The 22,985-nt window shown below is 53.5% G+C and carries 25 protein-coding genes; 17 read left to right on the top strand and 8 right to left on the bottom strand.

Translation table 11 applies throughout. The features are described 5' to 3' along the window. The first annotated feature begins 83 nt into the window (after positions 1-83). From LEPIL_RS00150 to LEPIL_RS00220, 14 genes are all read left to right on the top strand, one after another. Entirely contained in the window at positions 84-662 is a 579-nt protein-coding gene (locus LEPIL_RS00150; RefSeq protein ID WP_002768742.1) for a hypothetical protein, read from the top strand. Between the two features lie 146 nt (positions 663-808). Further along, positions 809-1,129, top strand: a complete 321-nt coding sequence (locus LEPIL_RS00155) for a low molecular weight protein tyrosine phosphatase family protein (protein ID WP_002768743.1) — start codon at positions 809-811, stop codon at positions 1,127-1,129. 219 nt (positions 1,130-1,348) lie between these two features. Further along, complete coding sequence (locus LEPIL_RS00160; RefSeq protein ID WP_002768744.1) at positions 1,349-1,714, top strand: cupin domain-containing protein; 366 nt, start codon at positions 1,349-1,351, stop codon at positions 1,712-1,714. Positions 1,715-1,748: 34 nt separating this feature from the next. Then, the gene (locus tag LEPIL_RS00165) at positions 1,749-2,273 is read left to right on the top strand and encodes a GyrI-like domain-containing protein (RefSeq protein WP_002768745.1); all 525 of its coding nucleotides are present in this window, start codon (positions 1,749-1,751) and stop codon (positions 2,271-2,273) included. A 788-nt stretch (positions 2,274-3,061) separates the two neighbouring features. Next, a complete protein-coding gene (gene msrA / locus LEPIL_RS00175) occupies positions 3,062-3,679 on the top strand; it encodes a peptide-methionine (S)-S-oxide reductase MsrA (protein WP_002768747.1) in 618 nt (205 codons plus the stop codon). An 82-nt stretch (positions 3,680-3,761) separates the two neighbouring features. Continuing rightward, complete coding sequence (locus LEPIL_RS00180) at positions 3,762-4,157, top strand: hypothetical protein (RefSeq protein ID WP_002768748.1); 396 nt, start codon at positions 3,762-3,764, stop codon at positions 4,155-4,157. A 27-nt stretch (positions 4,158-4,184) separates the two neighbouring features. Beyond that, positions 4,185-4,853: an LIC13411 family adhesin gene (locus tag LEPIL_RS00185; protein ID WP_002768750.1), complete on the top strand. Its 669-nt coding sequence runs from the start codon at positions 4,185-4,187 to the stop codon at positions 4,851-4,853. A 149-nt stretch (positions 4,854-5,002) separates the two neighbouring features. Further along, on the top strand, positions 5,003-6,103 hold the full coding sequence (locus tag LEPIL_RS00190; protein WP_002768752.1) for a TRAP transporter substrate-binding protein: 1,101 nt from the start codon (positions 5,003-5,005) through the stop codon (positions 6,101-6,103). A 10-nt stretch (positions 6,104-6,113) separates the two neighbouring features. Next, complete coding sequence (locus tag LEPIL_RS00195) at positions 6,114-6,674, top strand: TRAP transporter small permease subunit (RefSeq protein WP_002768761.1); 561 nt, start codon at positions 6,114-6,116, stop codon at positions 6,672-6,674. 30 nt (positions 6,675-6,704) lie between these two features. Beyond that, positions 6,705-8,024 (top strand): TRAP transporter large permease, encoded by a 1,320-nt coding sequence (locus LEPIL_RS00200; protein WP_002768763.1) that lies wholly within the window; start codon positions 6,705-6,707, stop codon positions 8,022-8,024. A gap of 97 nt (positions 8,025-8,121) precedes the next feature. Continuing rightward, positions 8,122-9,591 (top strand): NADP-dependent isocitrate dehydrogenase, encoded by a 1,470-nt coding sequence (locus tag LEPIL_RS00205; protein WP_002768765.1) that lies wholly within the window; start codon positions 8,122-8,124, stop codon positions 9,589-9,591. Between the two features lie 242 nt (positions 9,592-9,833). Next, on the top strand, positions 9,834-11,294 hold the full coding sequence (locus LEPIL_RS00210) for an NAD(P)/FAD-dependent oxidoreductase (RefSeq protein WP_002768767.1): 1,461 nt from the start codon (positions 9,834-9,836) through the stop codon (positions 11,292-11,294). 120 nt (positions 11,295-11,414) lie between these two features. Next, complete coding sequence (locus LEPIL_RS00215; protein ID WP_002768769.1) at positions 11,415-11,603, top strand: hypothetical protein; 189 nt, start codon at positions 11,415-11,417, stop codon at positions 11,601-11,603. A 164-nt stretch (positions 11,604-11,767) separates the two neighbouring features. After that, positions 11,768-12,760, top strand: a complete 993-nt coding sequence (locus tag LEPIL_RS00220) for an SDR family oxidoreductase (protein ID WP_002768770.1) — start codon at positions 11,768-11,770, stop codon at positions 12,758-12,760. 105 nt (positions 12,761-12,865) lie between these two features. Here the strand turns inward: LEPIL_RS00220 and fliF are convergent, their stop codons facing one another. From fliF to flgB, 4 genes are all read right to left on the bottom strand, one after another. Next, entirely contained in the window at positions 12,866-14,554 is a 1,689-nt protein-coding gene (gene fliF / locus LEPIL_RS00225; protein ID WP_002768772.1) for a flagellar basal-body MS-ring/collar protein FliF, read from the bottom strand. 195 nt (positions 14,555-14,749) lie between these two features. Next, entirely contained in the window at positions 14,750-15,118 is a 369-nt protein-coding gene (gene fliE / locus LEPIL_RS00230; RefSeq protein ID WP_002768774.1) for a flagellar hook-basal body complex protein FliE, read from the bottom strand. Between the two features lie 66 nt (positions 15,119-15,184). Beyond that, positions 15,185-15,649 (bottom strand): flagellar basal body rod protein FlgC, encoded by a 465-nt coding sequence (flgC, locus tag LEPIL_RS00235; RefSeq protein WP_002768775.1) that lies wholly within the window; start codon positions 15,647-15,649, stop codon positions 15,185-15,187. A 16-nt stretch (positions 15,650-15,665) separates the two neighbouring features. Beyond that, positions 15,666-16,049: a flagellar basal body rod protein FlgB gene (gene flgB, locus LEPIL_RS00240; RefSeq protein WP_245826895.1), complete on the bottom strand. Its 384-nt coding sequence runs from the start codon at positions 16,047-16,049 to the stop codon at positions 15,666-15,668. Positions 16,050-16,154: 105 nt separating this feature from the next. Between flgB and LEPIL_RS00245 the strand changes: the two genes are divergently transcribed. Genes LEPIL_RS00245 through LEPIL_RS00255 form a run of 3 tightly spaced genes read left to right on the top strand, consistent with a single transcriptional unit; the run spans position 16,155 to position 18,114 of the window. Continuing rightward, positions 16,155-16,727, top strand: a complete 573-nt coding sequence (locus LEPIL_RS00245; RefSeq protein WP_002768779.1) for a hypothetical protein — start codon at positions 16,155-16,157, stop codon at positions 16,725-16,727. Then, entirely contained in the window at positions 16,724-17,125 is a 402-nt protein-coding gene (locus LEPIL_RS00250) for a hypothetical protein (protein ID WP_002768781.1), read from the top strand. The genes LEPIL_RS00245 and LEPIL_RS00250 overlap by 4 nt, the downstream gene beginning before the upstream one ends. Next, complete coding sequence (locus LEPIL_RS00255; protein ID WP_002768783.1) at positions 17,122-18,114, top strand: hypothetical protein; 993 nt, start codon at positions 17,122-17,124, stop codon at positions 18,112-18,114. Before LEPIL_RS00250 ends, LEPIL_RS00255 begins: the two co-directional genes overlap by 4 nt. Before the next feature lie 316 nt (positions 18,115-18,430). Here LEPIL_RS00255 and LEPIL_RS00260 read toward each other — a convergent pair whose 3' ends face one another. Genes LEPIL_RS00260 through LEPIL_RS00275 form a run of 4 tightly spaced genes read right to left on the bottom strand, consistent with a single transcriptional unit; the run spans position 18,431 to position 22,980 of the window. Continuing rightward, positions 18,431-19,879, bottom strand: a complete 1,449-nt coding sequence (locus LEPIL_RS00260; RefSeq protein ID WP_002768786.1) for an MBOAT family O-acyltransferase — start codon at positions 19,877-19,879, stop codon at positions 18,431-18,433. Next, entirely contained in the window at positions 19,879-21,120 is a 1,242-nt protein-coding gene (locus LEPIL_RS00265; protein ID WP_002768787.1) for an LA_2490 family SGNH/GDSL-type esterase, read from the bottom strand. Before LEPIL_RS00265 ends, LEPIL_RS00260 begins: the two co-directional genes overlap by 1 nt. A 1-nt stretch (position 21,121) precedes the next feature. Then, positions 21,122-22,102, bottom strand: a complete 981-nt coding sequence (locus tag LEPIL_RS00270) for a polyprenyl synthetase family protein (protein WP_002768789.1) — start codon at positions 22,100-22,102, stop codon at positions 21,122-21,124. After that, a complete protein-coding gene (locus LEPIL_RS00275; RefSeq protein WP_002768797.1) occupies positions 22,099-22,980 on the bottom strand; it encodes a transglutaminase-like domain-containing protein in 882 nt (293 codons plus the stop codon). Before LEPIL_RS00275 ends, LEPIL_RS00270 begins: the two co-directional genes overlap by 4 nt. Positions 22,981-22,985 lie beyond the last annotated feature (5 nt).

The raw sequence follows: 22,985 nt of genomic DNA on the forward strand, positions 1-22,985 counted from the left end.
GATAACCGCGGCGTTTTTCTGTCGAGCCTCCCTGGGTTATCCTCTCCGTTATGCGACACTGGCCATACGACACGGGAGTATTTATGAACAACGAAGAACCTCTTCAACATCCAATCAAAGGCATCAATGCGCTGCTTGATCATATCAAGGAGCGCATCCGTCAGGGCGAATCTAAGAAATCCATACTCGCCGCTCTGAAGCCTTTTTACCCTAACACCGCAAAGCTGGCACGTATTATAGCGATGCTCCCGACCGAATCAGATCGGCAAAAATACCGACATGTTAACCTCGCCGTCGCCGGGCTCTTCCTGATAACGAACCTCTCTGGCTGGTTCTTCGTGATTTTGACCTTTAACGATCTGGGGATCATTGACAGACTCTTCAACGGGCTTGCCCTGCTCATTCAGCTGGTTTTTTTGTTTGGCGCTTTTCATTTCCATGGTAATTCTTATCCTTTCATGACTCAGCTTTCTTTAATTCGGCTCTGGTCTTTGTTTCCGGGCTTCAACGATTTACAGGCCGACGACTGGCTGCTGAACGGGTTGCTGCTACTGAACGGTGCCTGCCTTGCAGGAGGGGCTTTCATCTGGTTCAAAGTATTCCCGTACTACGGGCTTTCCGGGCCTCGCAAGGATGATAATGGTGAGATCAGAGTATCCTGAGCATCGCCCCCGGCGAGATCGCTCAGCTTCCGAGTTACGGCTGCGGCCTCGCTTACCGTTCTTACGCTGGACGCATATAGATACGCGATCATCACCTACCCCACCGAAGATCACTCACCATCGCCTATCCGAATCAATTCAATCCCATGAAGCACTACCTCTTCATCTGCAGTCAGAACAGGCTACGAAGCCCAACCGCTGAGAATATATTCTCGATTAAGAACAAGATCGAAACCCAATCAGCGGGAGTCGATCGAGACGCAGAAACGATCGTTTCTGAAGAAGAGATCCTATGGGCTGACGCAATTTTTGTAATGGAAAACCGCCATAAAGCGATACTGAAGCAGCGATTCCCCAGAATCATATCGAACAAAAAGATCGTTGTTCTGAATATTCCCGATGAATTCGAGTATATGGATCCGGAATTGATAACGATCCTGAGAAAGAAGATGAGCGCATTTTTATAGGCGGATCAGCGGCTTCGACAATCGGCTGTCGCGCCCGACCGTTGCAGAATAATACTCCCGTTGCGCCCGACCGTCGCATCCTGATACGCCTGTAACACCCCACCGCGGCATCTCAATACTCCCATGACGCCCATCCCGAAACCGGACAACGCCGGTCCGTGAGAATTAAGGTTGTCAGTTCAGCAAGGAACGCGAGAAACGGATTCCCAAGGATAACACATGAAATCAACGAGGACATACTGGAATCCACTGGCAGAACAGAACAGTGATCAATGGGAAGTCATAGACGGATCGGATGGCAACCTGCTTCAGCTTACCATCGCAGAAGATCCGCAAACCGGCGACTATACAAGACTGACAAAATTCAAAAGCGGATACTCTACCGACGCATTCGGGGCAAAAAGCCATGATTACCCTGAGGAAATATTTGTAGTCTCTGGCCGACTTTACGATAAGGCCTTTGACATGTGGCTCGAACCCGGTTTCTATGCAAGTCGACCACCGGGCGAGATCCACGGCCCGTTCATTGCTGATGGAGATGTGGTGATTCTCGAAATGTCCTATCCCGGCCAGGCGATAAAGTAAGCACACCGTTGATCCCGGCACAGGAGGCACGACGATGTTTCTCAATCTAATAGACAGATCAGAGCCACGAATAGTCAGATTAGAAGAACCGATAAGAATGATCGGCGTTTCTACGAAAACGAGTCTGAAGACTATCTATAAAGATACCATGAGGTTAGGCGAAGAATATCAAAAAGCAAAGAATCTAATTCGAAACAAAAGCATTCCCTGGGCCTTCGTTGCCATTAGCAAAGATTTCAGCGATAACAACAGTCGCTGGGAATACTTAATGGGAGACGTCGTCACGTCCTTTGACGACGGTATTTCCAAAGGGTTAGTCTCCTTTGAGATACCGGCAAAGACCTATGCCGTTTTCACAATACGTCCCCGATTCGGCTTTCTGTGGGGTCTGGCTATTGGACTGACGAAACGATATATTTACACACAATGGCTCCCTGATTCGAAATATGATTCCGACAACACCACCATAGGCGATTTTGAGTACCATGATGAACGTAGTGTAGCACGAAAGCCTTCAATAGATCTATATGTATCAATCAAAGAGAAGAATCAAAAATAGAATACGGGGACCAATCCAACAGAGTGTACTGGCCCGGCCGAATTGCGCCTAACCCTCCCGTGCCCGGCTTCCTTATTATGTCACATCACGCCCGACTGTGGCATCTTAATACTCCTATCTAACCCAGCGTAGCACCATAATACTCCCCGCCCCACAGCGGCATCCCAATCATCCTTTTGCACCGACCGTGGCATCTCAGCCTCCCGTTTCGCCCGACCGTGCCATCATAATACTCCCGTCAAACCCCGACGTGACATCCCAAGACTCCCGCTCCGCCCCACCCTGGCATCCCAATACTCCTGTCAGGCCCGGTCCTGGTAGATGGGAGCCTCCAGGAACGAGAGTCGGTTACAGTTTCACCGATTATTCTGAAAGATACGCCGCCACCGGCATGCTTGTGAAACGCCAGATTCCGTCTTTTTACAGAGTGGGAACCGGGACCGCAGACGATCGTTCCCTGCAATCCTGTACATCTATCAGGTATTTCAAACAGAGCAACGTAAAACCTTCCACATCTCTCTGGGCTGAGTCCGCCTTTACGGTATCGCCGATAGATTCGTAATAGGACTTTTTGTTCGCAGACTCACCGACAAGCCAGCAGGCAGTTTCATCTCCATCTCTGGCTAATTCACCGAGGCAATCCTGTCTCTCCGAAACACAGGTGGACAATGCTATAAGCGCGAAAAGGTTCAGAGCGAGCATCCTCATGTCCATCATATTCATCAGGCTCATGCTGAAAGCAATTCAAATTTCCCGTAACCTCCCCTCTTCCTCTGCGAACAATACACATGAAGCTGCGTTATCTTTTTTCCGCTCTACTCATCCTTATCAGCTGCGGACCTTCCTCCGAGACGACGGGTAAACCCGCAGGAGAAACGGTGCCTGCCGGTGCCTCTATCGCCATCTTTGCCGGCGGATGTTTCTGGTGTATGGAAGGGCCCTTCGAGAAACTGGACGGAGTCTATGCCGTCGAATCGGGTTATACGGGCGGCAAAGAGGTGAATCCCTCTTATGAAGAAGTATCGGCCGGCATTACCGGACACGTCGAGGCTGTGCGTATCTTCTACGATGCGAAGAAGGTTACATTCGAGCAGCTTCTTGATACCTACTGGATGCAGATTGATCCGACCGATAAAGGCGGACAGTTCGCCGATCGCGGCAGGCAGTATCGCCCCGTGCTCTTTTATGCAAACGAGAAAGAGAAGGCGGCCATTCTTGCCTCACGTGAGAAACTCGAAAAGAGCAAACGCTTCTCTGCTCCCATCGTCGTTGCGATCGAGCCCGCCGGTCCGTTTTATAGAGCCGAAGAGTATCATCAGGATTACTACAAGAAGAATCCCGACCATTACAACCGCTACCGCGAAGGCTCGGGCCGCGGACCTTTCCTGCGACGCATCTGGCAGTAAGCGGGAGTGCTCATCCGCTCTATCTCATCTGAAGGCCGTTTAGAAATGCTTGCATGTCACAGGCGTCGGCAAACGATCGCCTGTGACCGATGAGATACTCATCCTGCTTGCTCTGATGGGCGGCGCCTTTGCCTTCCTGATCTGGATGCTCTTTTCCGTTAAGGTCGGATCATCGGCCCGCGAGAAAGAGCCGATTCGCGGCTACTGCCCGATCTGCGGCCATGATCTTCGTAAGGGCGAGCAGATGCGCTCGAACCAATTGCAGATCGGCAAGACAGAGCTGCGCTCGTTCATCAAAGGATGTCCGTTCTGCCTTGGCGGTAAGGGAAAGCGTCTCTGCCCCGTATGCAAAAAGAAGCTGTCGTTGAGCGAATCGGCCGTAGCCTTCTCAAACCCCGTAGAGGACAAAAACCGGCTGAGCATACGCGGATGTAAGAAGTGTTATCCGCAGGCATACGAGGGGACGTCTTATGATTGAACAGCCCGCTATAAACCGGTATGATCCATGAAGAAACATCTGATAGTTATTTCGATTCTTTTGCCGTTACTTCTTGCGCAGTGCAGCTCGCTGTACTGGCATCAGCGCGCAAAAGATAGCGCCGATATCTTCACGCTCGAATTCCAGACGCAATCCTACGGAGCGGCGGTGCGTACCGGGCCGGTGAAGCTCGGTCTGAATCATAAGTCCCGCGACGGACGTTCGCTGGGTCTGCGCGGAGGCGAGTTCGGCGAGTTTGACGATCAGGACTTCTCGCTCTTTCTGCTTGGCAGCGACCTTCTTTTTGATCAGAAGCGCGAAAAGGCCAATCCGACAAAAGAGAGCCTGCGCGATCAGCTGCCGACGACGCTGAAGCTGCGTCGCAAGGACGTGCAGGCGCGCAGCCCGTTCGGGACGACGGTTCCGCTGCAAAAAGCTCAGCCGGTTTTCAAAGAATCTAAAACGAAGAATCGCTTTGCTCCGGCGCATCACCAGACGGGTATCGAGGTGTCGGCGGGGTTGTACTTCGGTATCAAGCTTGGCTTCAATGTGGGGGAGCTTTTCGACTGGGCGATCGGCTGGTTTGGCGGCGATCCCTTCGGCGACGATCTGCCGTTTAATCCGAACGAGCTTCCGGAAAAAATGCCCGAGAGCATACCCGGAGCTCAAAGCGACGACGGCGCCTCCTCTCAATAAGAAAGGAAATGCGTCCCATGCAAGCGGTCGTTCTGTTAGCCGGATTGCATCTTCGCGAATCATAAATTCCTGTAACTATTTTTCTGATTCGAGCCGGCGCACAAAAAATAGTCTTGTCATAATACTGAGACTCAGCATCGTACTGCCTCATGAACAGAAGAGAGTTCCTGACGAAAGTCATACCGGCCGCTGTGATCGGCTCCACCGTTGGATGCTCAAACAAAGAGTCCAGCCCCGCAGCCAATGCAGAAGGCCCTGAAATCCACTGGAGGCTTGCTTCCAGTTTTCCACGCAGCCTGGACATCATCTACGGCGCCGCCGAGACGATGAGCAAATACGTCGCCGCCATGACGGGCAACAAATTCCAGATCCGCGTGTATCCGGGCGGTGAGATCGTGCCTGCCCTGCAGGTGCTTGATGCGGTGCAGAACGGCACCGTCGCCATGGGTCATACGGCCTCGTATTATTATACGGGAAAGAACTCGGCCCTGGCCTTCGATACGAGCGTTCCGTTCGGTCTGACGGCCCGCCAGCAGAATGCCTGGCTGAGTGCCGGCGGCGGTCTCGAGCTGATAAACGAGGTGCTGTCTGACTTCAATATACGCAGCTTTCCGGGCGGCAATACGGGCGTGCAGATGGGCGGATGGTTCCGCAACGAGATCAAAACGGTAAACGACCTGAAAGGCCTGAAGATGCGCATTCCCGGCGTCGGCGGTCAGGTGATGAGCCGACTTGGCGTTTCGGTGCAGCTGCTTGCAGGCGGCGATATTTATCCGGCTCTGGAGCGAGGCGCCATCGACGCCACGGAATGGGTCGGGCCCTATGACGACGAGAAGCTCGGCTTCTTTCGCGTGGCGAAGAACTACTATTATCCCGGCTTCTGGGAACCGGGCTCTGAGATGAACTTCTTCGTGAATAAGGACGAATGGGCGAAGCTGCCGGCGAACTATCAGGCCATCCTCGAAGCGGGAATGGCGGCGGCGAATCTGTGGATGACGACGCAGTTCGACGCGAAGAATCCGCCCGCTCTCAAACGCATGCTCGATAAAGGCGTAAAACTGCGCCGCTTCAGCGATGAAATTCTTGCCGCCGGACGCAAGGCGACGGAAGAGTACATGAACGAAGAGTCGGCGAAGAATCCGGCCTATAAAAAGGTCTATGAATCCTGGAAGAAGTTCCGCGACGAGCAGCAGAAGTGGTTCGCCACGTCTGAACTGGCGTATCTGAGCTTCGTTTCGCCGCAAAGCTGAGGGCCGTAACGTGAAAAAACTGCTGCACTTCGCAAGAAAGGTGGACCGTATCAACGATCGCATCGGTCGTTTTTTGATGTGGCTCTGTCTGTTCATGGTCGTTATCGCAAGCTTCAATGCTCTGATGCGTTATACAAGCCGCTTCACGGGTATCGATCTTACGTCTAACGCTCTGATGGAATTGCAGTGGTATGCGTTCAGCGCCGTTTTTCTGCTCGGTGCCGGCTACGGACTCCGGCATCGGGCGCATGTTCAGGTCGACGTTCTGTTTAACCGCTTCTCGGAACGGACGCAGGCCTGGATCTACATCGTCGGCACCGTCGCCTTCTTGATCCCGTTCTGCATCTTCATGACGATCCTTTCGATTCCGACGATTGCGAACTCCTGGTCGGTGCTTGAGATGTCGCCCGATCCGGGTGGGCTGCCGCGCTTTCCTATTAAAACGCTTCTGCCGATTTCCTTCCTGCTTCTTCTGCTTCAGGGTGTCTCTTTTCTGATTGAGAACATCGCCCGCCTGCGCGGCGAATACCATCTGCGCGAAGAAGAGCCGGCCGTAGAAAAAACTATCTGATAAATCACCTAACCCTTTCAGGAGTACTCGATGACTGCTTCGTATCTCGGCCCGCTCATGTTTCTCGGCCTGCTTGTTTTCTTATTCAGCGGTTATCCAGTTGCCTTTTCTCTTGCCGGCGTCGGGCTTCTATTCTCGATAATCGGTATGGCCGTCGGAGTCTTCGAGCCGGCGCTCTTTTATGCCCTGCCCGAGCGTATGTTCGGCATCATGGCCAATACGATTCTTCTGGCCGTTCCCTTCTTCATCTTTATGGGCACGATGCTTGAGAAGACGAAGATCGCCGAAGAGCTGCTGACCGGCATCGGCAAACTGTTCGGCCCGCTGCGTGGCGGTCTGGCCGTCGCCGTCGTTCTTGTAGGAACGCTGCTTGCCGCCGCCACCGGTGTCGTCGGCGCCTCGGTCGTTGCGATGGGCATGATCTCTCTGCCCGTCATGCTGCGCTACGGATACTCTAAAGAGCTTGCCACCGGCGTCATCATCGCTTCGGGCACGCTCGGTCAGATCATCCCGCCCAGCGTCGTTCTTGTGATTCTTGGCGATCAGATGGGCGTTTCTGTGGGCGAGCTCTTTGTAGGGGCCCTGGTCCCGGGTCTGATCGTAGCCGGTCTCTTTCTCGTCTATGTAATCGTTATCGCCATGGTCAAGCCCGAGCTCGCCCCTGCTCTGCCTGCTGAAGAGCGCCCTGCAAATCTCAAAGCGCTTCTTGCCGATGTTGCCCTCGCCCTGCTTCCGCCTCTGTTTTTGATTCTGCTTGTACTCGGCAGTATCTTCGCCGGTGTGGCCACGCCTACCGAGGCCGGCGCTCTTGGCGCTATGGGCGCTCTGACGCTGGCCGCCGTTCGCCGCAAGCTGACGAAAAAGGCCCTGTTTGATACGATGGAGGGCACGGCGAAGCTGACGATCATGGTCGTCTTTCTTCTGATCGGTTCAACCGTCTTTGCCCTTGTCTTTCGCGGTGTGGGCGGCGACATCTGGATCGACGACTGGCTGCTCAATATTCCCGGCGGCAAATGGGGGCTTCTTACCGTCTCGATGCTTGTGATCTTCGTCCTGGGCTTCTTTATCGACTTCTTCGAGATCGTATTCATCGTTGTGCCCATCCTGGCGCCCGCCGCTGTGCGACTGGGCATTGATCCGGTCTGGTTCGGCGTTTTGATCGGCATGAACCTGCAGACGTCGTTTCTGAGCCCGCCGTTTGGATTCTCGATCTTTTATCTGAAAGGCATCGCTCCTCCCGAGATCCGCACGGAGCATATCTACAGAGGCGTGGTCCCCTTTATCGCTCTGCAGCTCATCGCTCTTTTCATTCTGCTTGCCTTTCCCGAGTTTATGGGTCATGCTGAGTAGCGAGCGGCGCGAATATTTTAGTTTTTTTATAATATGAATTTATATTAGAATTTGACGACATGGCCGCTCCGAAATAACCTACTCACAGGAACAGGCAATGTCAGGAAAAACACCCATTACCGTAGCACACGGGGACGGCATCGGCCCCGAAATCATGGAATCGACGCTGCAGATCTTAACGGCTGCCGGCGCAGAGATCGCTCCGCACAGAATCGACATCGGCGAAAGCGTTTATAAAAGCGGCTTCACATCGGGCATCAAACCCGAGGCCTGGAACACGCTTCGCGAGACGGGCGTCTTTCTCAAAGCTCCGATCACGACGCCGCAGGGCGGCGGATACAAATCGCTGAACGTATCGGTGCGCAAGACTCTCGGTCTTTTCGCCAACGTGCGTCCCTGCAAGGCGCTGCATCCCTACGTAAACACCAGGCATCCGAATATCGACCTTGTTATCATTCGCGAAAACGAAGAAGACCTCTATGCAGGCATCGAATACAGGCAGACGGGCGAGGCCTACGAATGCCTTAAAGTAATCTCACGCCCCGGTTCAGAGCGCATCGTACGCTATGCCTTCGAGTATGCTCGTGCCTACGGCAAGAAAGAAGTCACCTGCATGGTGAAAGACAACATCATGAAGATGACCGACGGTCTCTTTCATTCTGTCTTTCAGGAAATCGGCGCCGAATATCCCGACATCCAGAAGAAGTCGCAGATCATCGACATCGGCTCCGCTCTTCTTGCCGACCGCCCCGAGAACTACGAGGTCGTCGTCACGCTGAACCTCTACGGCGATATTATATCTGACATTGTAGCGCAGATCGCCGGATCGGTCGGTCTTTTCGGATCGGCTAACGTCGGTATGAACGCCGCCATGTTCGAGGCCATTCATGGATCGGCTCCCGATATCGCCGGCAAAGGCATCGCCAACCCGTCCGGATTGCTCAATGCAGCCGTCATGATGCTCGTTCATATCGGTCAGCCGAAGATTGCGGCGAAGATCCGCAACGGATGGCTGGCCACGCTTGAAGACGGCATTCATACAGACGACATCTATAAAGAGGGCCTCAGCAAGCAGAAGGTCGGAACGGCCGATTTCACGAAGGCAGTCATCGAGCATCTCGGACGCACTCCCGAGCACTTCGAACCCGTCGCCTATGGTGAGAATGCGAAGATCAATATCCCGGCCTACAAGCGTCGCACTTACAAGAAAGAGATGGTAGGCGTCGATCTCTACGTCGACGACACGGCACATACGGCTGAAGAGATCGGTAAGAAGCTCGAAGCGCTGGCCGGTCCTGAATTCCAGCTCAACGTCATCACGAACAGAGGCGTGAAGGTGTATCCGGGCGGATACCCTGAGACCTTCTGCTCGGATCACTGGCGTGTGCGCTTTATCGATAAAAAGGCCGAAAGCAAAGACGACGGCCTGAAACTTGTGCCCGTCAATTACGAAAGCATCATGGCGCTTCAGAAGCGCTTAGCAGATGCAGGCTTTGACGTAATCAAGGTGGAAAACCTCTATACCTACGATGGAGCTCTTGGCTTTACCCTCGCCCAGGGCGAATGATTCTCCAGATGAGACCGCTTCGGCGGTCTTTTTTTTTCCTCTGACACCTGCTTTGCCTCCTGAAGCGAGCGGCGCTGCCTGAGATATATTTTCAGTCTCAACTGATTCAGTCCTTAGACTCGATAACAACTGCCTCGACTGTGAATTTTGCTTGACCATATATTCAAGATTCTTTACTATTACAGCACATACCAGATACACATACCCGGTATAAGTTTTTTATCGCCAGGGAGGAGATTGTCATGGCAAGAATCGTAATCATGGGCGGAGGGGTTTCGGGCCATACGGCAGCGACTCTTCTGAAACGCTATGTGGGGAAGAAACACGAAGTCGTCGTCGTTACGCCCAACTCAAAGTGGAACTGGATTCCTTCAAACGTATGGGTCGGCGTGGGTGTGATGAAGCCCGAAGACGTGACCTTTGAACTGGCCCCCGTCTACAAGAAGGCCGGTATCGTCTACAAACAGGCAAAGGCCGTCAGCGTTCATCCGGAGGGCGACGCACAGGAAACGCAGCCCTTCATCACGATCGAATCGACGGCTCCGGAAAGCGCAGGTCAGAGCGAGCGACTTACTTACGATTTTCTTGTGAACGCCACAGGACCGAAACTGAACTTCGGCGCCACTCCGGGACTGGGCCCCGATCAGGGAAACAGCCTTTCTATCTGCACGTTCAGCCACGCCGCCGAGGCCGCCGAGCATTTCAAGCAGGCCATCGAACGCATGAAAAAAGGCGAACAGCTGAACTTCGTCATCGGCACCGGTCACGGAATGTGTACCTGCCAGGGCGCTGCCTTCGAATATATCTTTAACATTGAATTCGAGCTGCGTCGTTATGGCGTGCGTGATAAGGCCAATCTGGTCTGGATCTCGAACGAATACGAGCTCGGCGACTTCGGCGTCGGCGGTATGTCCATCCGTCGCGGCGGATACGTCACTTCCGGAAAGATCTTCGCCGAGTCTTTCTATACCGAGAAAGGCATTCAGTGGATCACTCGAGCCCATGTGAACAAGGTCGAGAAGGATCGCATCTACTATGAAACGTTAAGCGGCGAGCAGAAGTTTATCAAAAGCGATTTCACGATGCTCATTCCGCCCTTTGCCGGCGTCGGCCTCAAGGCCTTCGACAAAACGGGAGCCGATATTACGGGAACGATGTTCGCGCCGAACGGCATGATGCGCGTCGATGCGGATTATACGGCTCGCCCGTACGAAGAATGGTCGCCTGAAGACTGGCCGAAGACATACCAGTCGCCGCATTTCAAGAACATCTTCGCCATCGGCATCGCCTTCGCGCCTCCTCATCCGATTTCAAAACCGATGAGCAGCCCGAACGGAACGCCGATCAATCCCACTCCTCCGCGTACGGGTATGCCGTCGGCCATCATGGGCAAGGCCGTCGCTCGCAGCATCGCCGAGATGCTGCGCAAGGGCAACGACGTTCCGAAGCATACGGCTTCAATGGCAGAGCTTGGAGCGGCCTGTGTGGCCTCGGCCGGTAAGAACTTCTTCAGCGGAAGCGCCGTCGCCATGACGATGTATCCGATCGTGCCCGACTATCGCAAGTACAAGAAATTCGGCCGATCGCTGACGCATACGACGGGCGAGGTCGGACTGGCCGGGCACTGGATCAAGCATCTGTTGCATACGATGTTCATCTACAAGGCGAAGGTGAAGCCCTTCTGGTGGACGATTCCGGAATAATCGACCCGGAGTATTCAGGAGAGTCAGTGCAGCGAGCCTGAGTCCGTTGCACGTCTTTTAAGATTCATAACCGTCGACGCTGCGTCTCTGCGGCGTCGCAACCGATCAAGGAGCAGTATCATGTCAGAACCTACAGAGTTTATCCCGAAGTCCGAGAAAGACATCGTGAACGCCTACACACAGGGATCGTTCACGACCATCCCATCAGAGAAGGTCGTTTTTCTAAGACGATTCTTTCCGTGGCAGCTTTTCAGATTCCTCATGATCAACATCCGCATGACGATCATGATCCTGAAAAGTCATAAGTAACGGCCTGCTCTCAACGCCTCAGTTGAGAGCAACCTGTCACCTCTATTACTTTCAAGAGTCTCGCAACCCCTCAAGCGCCCGCCCGGGCGTTTTTTTTTGGCCGGATACTCTTCGTACGCTGAAATAGGACAGCTCCTGTCATACAGAGGCGCTACAATAGGCTCATGAACAAGCAAGAAAAAACCCAGGCCGATCCGGCTGAGCGACATGACGAGCCGAAGGCAGTGCGAAAAAAGCCGGGCAGCCTGAGCGGCAAGGTTGCCGTCGTTGCCGGAGCGACTCGCGGCGCAGGCCGCGGCATTGCCCGGGCCCTTGGCGAGCTGGGGGCGACCGTTTATTGCACCGGTCGCTCATCGGGAAAAGCGCGGTCAGATATGAACAGGCCCGAAACGATCGAAGAAACGGCTGCGTTGGTGACGGCAGCCGGGGGGCATGGCATCGCCCTTCGCGTCGATCACAGCGTTCGGGCCGAGGTGGAGGATCTTGCACGCACCGTAGAGGCACAATCCGGTCGCATCAACCTTCTGGTAAACGACATCTGGGGCGGAGACGATCTCATCGACTGGAGTATTCCCTTCTATGAATCTGATGTCGATAGAGGCCTGAGCGCCATGCATCGCTCCATCGATACGCATCTCATTACTTCGCGCGCCTTTACGCCGATGATGGTGCGGCAGGGACACGGACGCATCATCGAAATCACCGACGGCACCGATTACAGCTATCGCGGCAACGTCTACTACAGCATGATCAAGACGACGATCATCCACATGGCCTTCGCCCTGGATGCGGCGCTCATGGAAAAAGGTATTCGCGCATTGCCGGTCACGCCAGGCTTCTTGCGATCAGAGTGGATGCTTGACAATTTCGGCGTAACCGAGACGAACTGGAGGGATGGTGTGAAAAAAGAACCGCATTTCATCGCCTCTGAGACGCCTCTTTTCGTCGGTCGCGCAATCGCCGCACTGGCCGCCGAGCCCGACTGGAGTCCTTACACAGGCCGGGCCTGGGCGTCATGGACGTTATCTGACGTCTTTGATATCACGGACGCCGATGGTGAATGGCCGCACTGGGGGCGCTATTACGAGAAGACGTTCGCCAAGCAGATCGGTGTAGCAACGACGGACGGAGCAAAACCGCCGGCCACACCTCCATAGAACATGTCGAAAAACAAGAAAGAGGCCGTAGCCCCTTTCTCTCGCGAATTGCCTTTGCATTTTTAGCTTTCGCCTTTTTGATTTCGCCTCTATATTACTGGAGGCTTATTCTTCGTTCAGCCAGGTGCGTAGCAGTTTCGCCACTTCATCGGGCTTCTCGCGCGCCAGTGTGATGGCATTCTCAAGCATCTCACGACGGGCTTTTTCGTCCACAGAGAGCTCGACCTCGGCGGCGCCTTCATCGGCTACACGCAGAGCTGCCTCACGCATCAGCTGCTGTTGAGCGGCCAGTTCTTCTTCACGCAGTCGGCGACGTCGTGCGATCTCGTTCTTGATCGCTCTATACAGGAAGTACAGCAGCAGGAAGCCGACAAGGGCGGCCGCTGAGACGACAAGCAGACGCTGGATCATCAGCTTCTGGCGCAGATCGGCATCTTCGGCCTCGAACTGCGCCGTACGATCCTTCTGCATGTGCTCGACGGCGATCTGGTCTCCCCGTGATCCCTTATAGAGCATCGATGCCTTGAGAAGCTTCTCGAGTTTCTTCAGCTCTTCTTCACTCGGAGCCTTATACTCGCGCTCCCATCCCGATCCGTCTTCTTTCGGTCCTTTACGGATCCAGATGCCGTCGACCATGATGGCGACGGAGCGTGCCTGCTCTTCCCAGGGCTGACGGATGATGTCTTTGTCGATACGGTTGTAGTCATGGTTTACGATACGGTCGTTGTTTCCGTATTCCGAACGTTGATAGTCGAGATCCTGATATCCAGGCGGAAGCTGTTGCTCCGTCCCCGTCGGCCCGCCGGGCGTGAAGCCGTTGCCGCGAAAGCGCTCCTGGCGGTTGTTCTCCGAAACGACAAGTGTTCCGTTTGGCATCAGCTCGCGATCTGGATAAGGCGTTTCGGGGTTCTCCGGAGTTGCCTCTACGGGAGTTACAAGATGCTGCTTCTCGGTGACTTCATCCCAGTTCACTTTAAGGGCGACTCTCAGGATTGAAATGCGATCCTCGCTGTAAAAATCATGCAGCGAGCTCTTGATCTCACCGGCCCATTTGCGACGCTCTTTCTCTTCGAACTCTTTCTTGCGGTCGACAAGATCGAGACGTCGCTGCGCCTCGTCGATCTCGTCGGGTTCGACGAATTCGTTGCCGTAGTTGTCGGTGATCGAGATGTCTTCGCGCTTCAGATTCGGAACAGAACGATAGATGAGGTTCTTGATGCCCATCACCTGCTTGCGCGTTACCTTCTCCACTCCGGGCTTCAGCGTGAGCACAACAGACGCCTTTACGGGCTCTTCATCGGTCAGGAAGTTATTCCGCTGGGGGATGGCGAGCTCCACCTGCGCCTTCTTTACATAGTCAAGGCTCATAAGCATCTGTTCGAGCGAGCCTTTGATGGCGCGATGCAGCTTCACGTCCTTGTCGAAGGTCGTCTCATCCCATCTCGACATATTAAAAAGCTGCCAGCCTTCGACTCCGGCCGGAATCAGGTTATCCTGGGCAAGACGGGTTACGATCTCCTGGCGTTGCAGCCCGTTCACGTAGATGGCTGACGTTCCGCTGCCCGAGTATTCATAACCGCCTGCATCCAGGAACTTCGTGATCGCAGAATAATCCGATGCAGTCAGGTCTCCGTAAAGGAGTTCCTGTGCCGGCTTCTTAGAATAGCCGGCCATCAGGGCAAAGGCCACGATCACGACGCCAAGCAGAGCACCGACGATGATCTTCTTTGTATTATCCAGCCCACCCCAGAAATCCGTTATCTTACTCAGAAGATTGCTCAATGCCTCTGGCATACGTTCCTCCCGGCTTCCGCCACTGTTTCCCGCCTTCCGCTTCCTGTGTTGATGAACCCGTTTCTGGAACGGGTTCTAAGGCGACATCGCTATTATTATGTCGCTTCGGAGAAGTACAGAATTTTTTCTGCACTTCATCCGCTTTTTTCTGTTTTTTTAGCGTCAGGACTTAACGGCTGTACAGCGACTCAGGCGTTATCTCGGATTTGTTAACTCGCGGAAGGTGCGCACGGCGCCGTCTGCGATCGTTTTCGTGAGGTTCAGAGCGAATCGGGCCTTCTGGCTTGCGATGATGACCTCATGCGCTTCGACGGAATCGGGATCATAGATGGCCTTCGTCGTCAGATCCTCTGACTTCTTCGAAAGGCCTTCGACGTTGCCCAGCGCCTCGTTCAGGGCCTGCGCGAAGGTCGTCGTCATGTGCTCGGGATCTTTCGGAGCGCTGCCGATCTGCATATGACGCTCATCAAGCGTGCTCAGCTTGAGCGGGTTGGCCGTCGTCGATCCGAGCGGCTTCGGCATGCCCGAAGAAAATCCTACACCTGTTGTCGTGAATACGTTCATGTCGTTAACTCCTATTTTCTCTTTTTTCTATGTTATTGATTGGTGCTGTTATCTTTATAGCGCCCGTTATGCCATGCGGCCGATCTCAAGCGTCTTCATGAACATCTGTCGGGCTCCCTGGATAACCTGAGAGTTGGCCTCGTAGGATCGCGAGGCGGCGATCATATCGGTCATCTCTTCGACGATGTTGACGTTCGGCATCTCGACGTAGCCCTGCTTCGGGCCGATCTTGATGGCGTCCGGATGCCCGGGATCAAAGACAAGCCTTAAGGGCCGCATGTCCTTTTCAATCTTCTCGACCTTCACGCCCCGCCCCATGCCCGTTTCAAGACCGTTGGGATAGACGGGCGAGCGCCAGACGTTGCGCAGATTGATCGGTGTCATGACGACGCGATCGCGACGGAAAGGACCGTCGCCGTGAGCATTCCGCGTCGTGTTGATATTGGCGATGTTATTCGAGATAACGTCGAGCTTCAGGCGCTGGGCCGACAGGCCGCTGGCCGCAATATTCATCGTTGAAAACATTCCCATACTCTACCTCTCAGCGTCAGGCCATGCGGATGAAGCCGTTCCACTCCGAAAATTTTCCCGAGATGCGGTCGGCGATCAGGCTGAAATGCAGCTGATTGCGCACCATCTTCATGACCTCGTCTTCGATATCGACGTTGTTGCCGTCGTTGCGCATCGTGGAATTGTAATCCGTATGCACGACAGGCCGCACGTCATCGATGCGACGGGGCTGCCGGCGAGCGATGTGACCCGGCTGCGTCGTCTGAAGGGGCTCGTCCTCTTTTACGGAACGCTGTGACTCAATGGCCCTCTTCAACTCCGCCTCAAAGGCGACTTCGGAGCGCTTGAAGCCCGGAACATCGACATTGGCAATATTATTCGCGATGACATCCCGGCGTTTGACCGAGGCATCGAGGCTCATTTCGAGCAATTTGAGGTTTTGAAATCCGCCTAACATTCCATTCTTCGTATCGGCCGTTTTTGAAAAAGGATTGATGATAATTTCCCCGGGAGAAACTGTACGTTCGTGGTTCTCTGTACAGAAAAAAACTCATCCTCTGACCGGTTTTCGAAGAAAATCGTTCGATATCTGCCCCTGAAGGCTGCGAAGTCGCTCACCGGCGTAATCCTGCTGTTCATTCTGGCCTCCTGCCAGCTACTTCCGGTGATGACCGGACCCGGCAGCTCTGAGCGTCGCCTTTCCGGGAAATGGACCATTCACTACCTTCGGTCTGCGGAATCCATTCTGAAATCCAGGGGCGGTCCGCTTGATGCCGATCGCGTCCGCAACGCCGAGATTCATCTGAAGCAGAAATTCTACGGAGAATTCGAGTTCACCGATAAGGGTCAATGGGCTCTGCTCTACCGCGTAGAAGGGAAAGAAAAGAAGGGACGCGGCACTTTCGAGATTAAAGAGAGACAGGGAGAGCGGCTTGTGCTCACCGTTGTCGAAGAGACAAAAGGCGAACCCGAAACAGCGCCGTCGGGCGAAACCCTGTTGATCGAGTTTCTCGACACCGACCTCATCCTTCTTTCGAAGCAGGGAGATGCCGAGCTTCCCCCTCTTGTATTCCAGCGTGAAGCGGGGGCTCAACCGTGACCTCGTCAATCGGATATGCTATCAGACAGGATTGTAAAAAGGCTGCCCTGATTCTCTGGCTGCCCTTTACCCTGCTCTTAAGTTGTCAGGAGCTGACTGTAAGGCAGAATTACAGCGGCTTTCGCGCAGAAGAAGAGATCGCCGTCTTCGCTCAGCGCGGACATAAGTTCCGTCTTCAGGGAGACCTGAACCCTCCTGTCGATCGCCTGCAGCTTACTCCGGGCACGTATATGATCGAATATATGGATCAGTTCAGCAAGGTGCGAGGCGCCGCCTATTGCGACGTCAAGGCCGGCGTGCAGTACAACATCGAGCCACGTGGCTTCCGTGATTTTCCAGATCAGATGAAGCGCATGATCGTCGGCGGATGCGTGGCCCTGCCTGCTGAAAAGAAATGAAAAGATACTCCGTTCTCATTGCCGCTCTTATAGGATTGACCGTAGTTGCTCTCCTCATTGTTGAGTTTATCGTTCGTCGCAGCCGGCCCGACCTTGCCATCGAGCGCCAGTACCGATCGGCTCACTGCTTCGAGCAATCGTATCTTCTTCTCTGCCCTTCGGTTCAGGGAACGTTTGTGAGGCCGGACGGCTCTTTCTGGACCATGACCATTGATGATCGCGGGGAACGCATCGTGCCGGAGTCGAAGCCGGGTCAGCCCGAGATCTGGTGGATTGGCGATTCGATCAGCATGGGGTATTTGCTTGATGACGAGAATACGGCTCCCTTTGCTTTTGCCGCAGCCGGCTACAACGTGCGCAATCTCGGCTCGGACTCTCTTGGAACAAAAGGCATCGCCTTTCGACTGCATCAGGCCCTGAAAGCAAACGAGCAGGAACATCAGCCGGTTCCGCAGCATATCTTCTGGATCTACAACACGTCGGATTTTGTGGACGACGTGAAAGATCTGCGCTTCGAATCAAACCCTCTGTACCGCCTTGCCTTCAGGCTTCACTACGAGTTATCGCGAAAATCTGCTCTGTATCTCTTGATTCGTTCAAAGCCGGCTGATATGAATCAACTTCCGCCAGGATTCGATGCGGCGCCGCCTGATGATCATCCTACATTCGCAAATCTCAAATCTCTTTCCGGGGAGGTGGCGGCCAGAGGCCTCTCGTTAACCATACTTGTATACCCGGGTATGAATCCTGGAACGGGAGGTCCGGGTGTAGAAGATCCGACGACGGCAAAGCTTGTCGAATTCTTAACGGAGAATCGAATCGTAACGAATGGACACCCCGTATTCGACGTCATCGATTTACGCGAAGACTTTGTGCGTTTACAGCAGAGCGGACAATCCCCTTATATCAAGCTCGACGGGCATCCGAACGATATTGCAGCCCGGCTTTTTGCGGAAACGGCCTATCAGTATTTGAAACGACACCGATAAGCTCACGTCGGAATCCCCGAAAACGGAATAGTCATGCCCATGCCAGTCTGAGGCGGACCATCTGATCTCAGACCATCCTGTGAATCATTAACCATTGAATATTTAATATATGAATTATTTGGCCTGGAATTATTTGGCATGGAATAATTAAGCCCGCGGCAATTAATCCCAGAATAATTAATGGATTAACTATTGATTACTGAACCATTAACATCCGAATTATTCAGGGATTCTCGTTTCAAGCCCTGCTCATCCCGAGCGCTCATTCTTGCCCTGCTCCCAGGTTTCCCGGGCTGGATGTATGATACTGTCCTTTTCAGAACTGGAAATACACGAAAGGCTGACTGACCGTTACACTGTATACATAAAGGCAGACGATGAGCACGGCCGTTGAACCCGCATAGACATATACGGGGCGCTCAAGCAAGGACACACTTTTCTTACGCTCCTGCATCCACTCAAGGCCCATCAGCAAAGCCACCAGGGCTACCGCATTCCATGATAGAATCGCCTGCTGACCCGGGGCGAAAGTAAAGGCGCGCTCTGTCATGAACCACGCGACCTGAATCGGCGAAGCAATAACTTCGGGGTAATGCTGTGGATCAAGAGCAATGGGCTTGCATCGAAAGTAGAAAAAGGCGAGCGAGAAGACCGTGTAAACATAGAACATGCCCAGGACAGGCGGTAGGCTCTCATAGCGGCTCTTGAATGCCGGAATGGAAAGCACAAGGCGCTCCATCGCCACAAAGGCACCATGAATGGCGCCCCAGATCAGGAAGTTCCAGTCGGCCCCATGCCAGAGTCCGCTCACAACCATCGTAAAGAAGAGATTGAAATAAGCGCGACTGATACTCACACGTGAGCCGCCCATGGGGATATACACATAGTCACGCAGCCAGCTCGAGAACGATATATGCCAGCGACGCCAGAACTCTCCCACCGTTGTCGAGAAGAACGGACGCTCGAAGTTTTCGGGAAAGCTGTAGCCAAGCATACGCGCTATACCGATTGCGATATCGGAGTAGCCAGAAAAGTCGCAGTAGATCTGAAACGAGAAAACAAAGACGGCCATCCAGAGAGACAGAGAGTTATACTGTCCGGGATTCTTGAAAACCTCATCGACAAGAGGCGAGAGAGCGTCTGCAATAATCGTTTTCTTAAAAAACCCGACGGCAAGCTTACCAAGGCCCGACCGAAAGTTCTGCTCGTTGAACTTCTTCACCGTATCAAACTGGTCCAGAAGATCCTTTGTTCGCAGAATCGGTCCGGCCACGAGTTGTGGAAAGAAGCTCAGAAATAAACCGAATCTGAGTAGAGAGGCCGGCGGCTGTGTCGTCCCGCGATAGACGTCGACGGCAGCTGAAATAGCCTGCAGCCCGAAGAACGATATGCCCATCGGCAAAAGAAAGAGCGGTCCCTGAAAACGATTCGGGTCGCATACGCCAGCACCGAGCACGAAGTTTATCGCATCGTATACAAGATGCAGATACTTAAAAACAAGCAGAAGGGCAAGGTTTCCGAATACGGCAACGCTCAACCACGCTCGACGCTTCCACTCAACAGACGAAGCGACAATACGACGGATAGCAAGATAGGTGATGCCGATCGAATAGAGAAGCAGAAAGATAAATGTAAACTCAAAGACGGCATAGAAATAGAGGCTGGTCAAAAAGAGCCAGAGGCGCTGGGCCCGAAGCGGCAGCTGAAAGAAGACGAGGATAACGATCGGAGCAAAGATATAGAAATGGACGGAATTGAATAGCATCAGCGAGCCTCCGGATAGAGACCACGTTTTGAAAGCTCTGACATTAAAGCGTCGGCGGCCCAGCGATTACCTAACTCGGTCAGGTGCCCGTCTTCGCGCAAAAAGAAATCGCCGATACGCTGCTCCTTTTCAGGAACCTCAGTCCGGCACATCGACTTTGTGTAAGGCATGAGCTCAATTACATCGATGCCTTTTTCTTTAAAGAAGCGTCGGGCCTGAACGGCATAGAGTCCATTCTCATGAAACTTGCCATGAGCGGCGCATCGGATTTCTTCTTCCTGCATCGGCAGAAGAACGACGACAAGACGTATTCCCTTTGCCCTTGTGAAATGGATAAGTCGATTCAGGTTCTGCTGCGTGAATTCGGGTAGCGGCTCATAGTCCGGTTCGGAATCGCTACAAAGCAGGCCTTCAGGCAGCGGCTCCGGACAGGTCATTGAAGGGATAGTCTTCTGTTCACTACATCGTGACGGCTTTCGTATAAGCGCATCGTTAAGATGAGCCGTGGAGGCGCGCAAGGCTTCAGAAGGTGATCGTTTTCCCAGACTCTCTACAAAAGTAAGCAAATCGTTCGCAAAGATCGTCTTACGCAATTGCAGCTGTTCCTGTGAGAGCTTCAAGGCCTGTAGTGAATAAAACCATTCCGTGGCCTTGAACTGTGCACGAAAGAGATTCTTGTAGGCGGCATCATCCTTGCGCATCAGATCCTTTTCGTCGTCGGGCAGAATTCCACGTTCACGAAAGCGCTTCGGGATCCACCAGTCTGTCGGCGAGGGAAAGAGAAGCACGGTCTTCACCGAATCGATCTGTGAAACGACCTCTTCGGTGCGCAGGGCGTAGGCATAGGTTCCGAATCCGTCGACCGATGCGTTGAGCACCTGAAGAGATCCGGCCCTGTTCTTTAAAAGATGGCAGAAATTCAGGCCATCGCCGACGCCGTGGCCCATTGCCAGCGAATCGCCCAGACAGAGCGTCTTAGAGCGACCGGGTTGCGGCTCTTCAAGGTCACGCATACCGTACGAGTTAACCGTAAACTGCCCTTCCCAGAGGCCCGACGGATGATCGAGGTATTCGCTTGTAGAGGGTCGAAGAGAGATCGTATAGTCGGGATGATAGGCATGCACCATCTTTGAGCGTCGATAGTACTGCAGCCCCGGAGGATCGGCCAGACGCAGAAGAGGTTCGCTGAGTAGCAGACCGACGAAAGGAACCATCAGCCACAGAAGCAGTTTACGATTCATCTCAATCCTGAGTTACGGGCACAAGCAACGTAGAAAGCGTGGAGAGGATTTCATCGCGCACGCCCGATACGGGGAATGCCCGAACGTAGTTCATCAGCGCATGGATCTCTTCTTCGATTTCGATGGCAAGACGACGTTTTAATCCGGCCCTTGTAAAAAGGTCAGACACTTCTTCGACGGCTTCGTTCGCATCGCGATTCTTCCAGAGTGACTGCAGGCGCTTGCGGTCCTTCGCTTTCAGCTCTTCGCGAAGGCGAATCAGCGGATGCGTTACGAGTCCGCGCTGAAAATCGGCAAAGGGCTCTTTACCGAGCTTTTCCCTGGCGGCGAAGTAATCAAGATAATCATCGCGCACCTGAAAGAGCCGGCCCATTCGCAGGCCGAAATCTCGAAGGCGTGTTCGCTGCGCCGCATCCACACCGGCAAGGATGCCCGCCCCTTCAGTCATGGCGCCGAAAAGCGAGGCCGTTTTACCGAGCACGATGCGTTCATAGATCGTAGCATCGGTCTCGAACTTCGTCTCATGCTCCATCTGTAAAATCTCGCCGACAGAGAGATTCTTGATCACTCGAGTGAAGACGCCAAGAAGCTGAAAACCATGAGGAAGAGATTGCAGATGATCAAGACCGCAGGCCAGCAAGAAGTCGCCCGTCAGGATCGTTCGTTTGTTGCCTTCGGTAACATGGAAGGCAGGCAGTCCGCGACGGGAATCTGATAAGTCGATGACGTCGTCATGTAGAAGCGAGGCGGCATGGATCAGTTCCCCGATGGCGCCGACATCAAGCCACTCGTCTCCACTGTAGCCGAGCAACTGACAGAAGTAGTAATGCGTAAGAGGTCTGATACGCTTGCCGCCGCTTTTGACGACGAACTTTCGCGCATCTGTGAATACGGGTAGATCGTCGCCAATAATAGCGCCCAAACGACGATCGATTTTCTTGATGATGGCGGCGCGGCCTGTTTTATCGAGGAACGTTTTCACCGGCTTAAAGAATGATTTTGCAGAATTGCAAAGTGCCGGTTCAGTGTCTCTTCTTTTTTTGTGTCGCCGCAGGAGGAATAGTGATTCATGAGATTGCGATACATTCGCTTCATTATAGTGAGCGCATCGGCCGGAACGAAGTAGTCAGGCGCCGGCGTAATCCCCTGTCGCAGCATGAAGCGGACACAATCCTCTTCAGTGAGCAGAGAGCCTTCATTAAAGGGATCAAAGTATGTACTGTAGTTCCCGTCCACAAAACGAACGATGAAATGCCCCGGAAGATTGATACCCTCGATTGAGAGACCCGCTCGACGGCCGACAAGAAGAGTGAGAATAGAAAGACTGACGGGAATGCCAAGACCGGTTTTCAGGACAGAAGTAAGATAGCTGTTTTCAGGATCGTAATAGTTTTCGGTGTTGCCGCGGTAGCCTTTTTCGAAGAACAGATAGTCGATCAGCGTATCGAGTTTCTCTTCGGGCCTGCCCCTTGCCACTCTATGCAATCGTTCGGTAAGCGGCTCGGCAAGGCGGTCGAGATCGTGTGCAAATCCTTCAGGCGTGATCGTCTGGGAGTCGGAAAGCCTGGAAATGACGAACACGGCCGCTTCAATGTCGTTTCGCAGGCTCTCTGTGGCCACAAACGTTTTTAGATCATGAATGCGCTTCTGCTCATTCAAGTCTTCCATTGAATGGAGACGGAGCTGGCAGCGGCGATGCGGGTCTTCGATGGTTTCGATGAGCGGCTGCGGATGATGCCCGAAGGGAATAGAATCGAGCAATCGATCCATGATCTGAGATCGTATGGAATCATCTTCGACTTCGTTATAGAAGTCCAGAAGATACCCGATCTCTTTCGAGTCGACGCCTTCACCCTTCATCAAGA

The sequence above is a fragment of the Leptonema illini DSM 21528 genome (assembly GCF_000243335.1).
GTDB classification, from domain to species: Bacteria; Spirochaetota; Leptospiria; order Leptospirales; family Leptonemataceae; genus Leptonema; species Leptonema illini.

Coding starts and splice junctions, on each gene's coding strand:
- LEPIL_RS00150 (WP_002768742.1), top strand. CDS start 84: ATGAACAACGAAGAACCTCTTCAACATCCAATCAAAGGCATCAATGCG.
- LEPIL_RS00155 (WP_002768743.1), top strand. CDS start 809: ATGAAGCACTACCTCTTCATCTGCAGTCAGAACAGGCTACGAAGCCCA.
- LEPIL_RS00160 (WP_002768744.1), top strand. CDS start 1,349: ATGAAATCAACGAGGACATACTGGAATCCACTGGCAGAACAGAACAGT.
- LEPIL_RS00165 (WP_002768745.1), top strand. CDS start 1,749: ATGTTTCTCAATCTAATAGACAGATCAGAGCCACGAATAGTCAGATTA.
- msrA (WP_002768747.1), top strand. CDS start 3,062: ATGAAGCTGCGTTATCTTTTTTCCGCTCTACTCATCCTTATCAGCTGC.
- LEPIL_RS00185 (WP_002768750.1), top strand. CDS start 4,185: ATGAAGAAACATCTGATAGTTATTTCGATTCTTTTGCCGTTACTTCTT.
- LEPIL_RS00190 (WP_002768752.1), top strand. CDS start 5,003: ATGAACAGAAGAGAGTTCCTGACGAAAGTCATACCGGCCGCTGTGATC.
- LEPIL_RS00200 (WP_002768763.1), top strand. CDS start 6,705: ATGACTGCTTCGTATCTCGGCCCGCTCATGTTTCTCGGCCTGCTTGTT.
- LEPIL_RS00205 (WP_002768765.1), top strand. CDS start 8,122: ATGTCAGGAAAAACACCCATTACCGTAGCACACGGGGACGGCATCGGC.
- LEPIL_RS00210 (WP_002768767.1), top strand. CDS start 9,834: ATGGCAAGAATCGTAATCATGGGCGGAGGGGTTTCGGGCCATACGGCA.
- LEPIL_RS00215 (WP_002768769.1), top strand. CDS start 11,415: ATGTCAGAACCTACAGAGTTTATCCCGAAGTCCGAGAAAGACATCGTG.
- LEPIL_RS00220 (WP_002768770.1), top strand. CDS start 11,768: ATGAACAAGCAAGAAAAAACCCAGGCCGATCCGGCTGAGCGACATGAC.
- fliF (WP_002768772.1), bottom strand. CDS start 14,554: ATGCCAGAGGCATTGAGCAATCTTCTGAGTAAGATAACGGATTTCTGG.
- fliE (WP_002768774.1), bottom strand. CDS start 15,118: ATGAACGTATTCACGACAACAGGTGTAGGATTTTCTTCGGGCATGCCG.
- flgC (WP_002768775.1), bottom strand. CDS start 15,649: ATGGGAATGTTTTCAACGATGAATATTGCGGCCAGCGGCCTGTCGGCC.
- flgB (WP_245826895.1), bottom strand. CDS start 16,049: ATGAGCCTCGATGCCTCGGTCAAACGCCGGGATGTCATCGCGAATAAT.
- LEPIL_RS00255 (WP_002768783.1), top strand. CDS start 17,122: ATGAAAAGATACTCCGTTCTCATTGCCGCTCTTATAGGATTGACCGTA.
- LEPIL_RS00260 (WP_002768786.1), bottom strand. CDS start 19,879: ATGCTATTCAATTCCGTCCATTTCTATATCTTTGCTCCGATCGTTATC.
- LEPIL_RS00265 (WP_002768787.1), bottom strand. CDS start 21,120: ATGAATCGTAAACTGCTTCTGTGGCTGATGGTTCCTTTCGTCGGTCTG.
- LEPIL_RS00275 (WP_002768797.1), bottom strand. CDS start 22,980: ATGAAGGGTGAAGGCGTCGACTCGAAAGAGATCGGGTATCTTCTGGAC.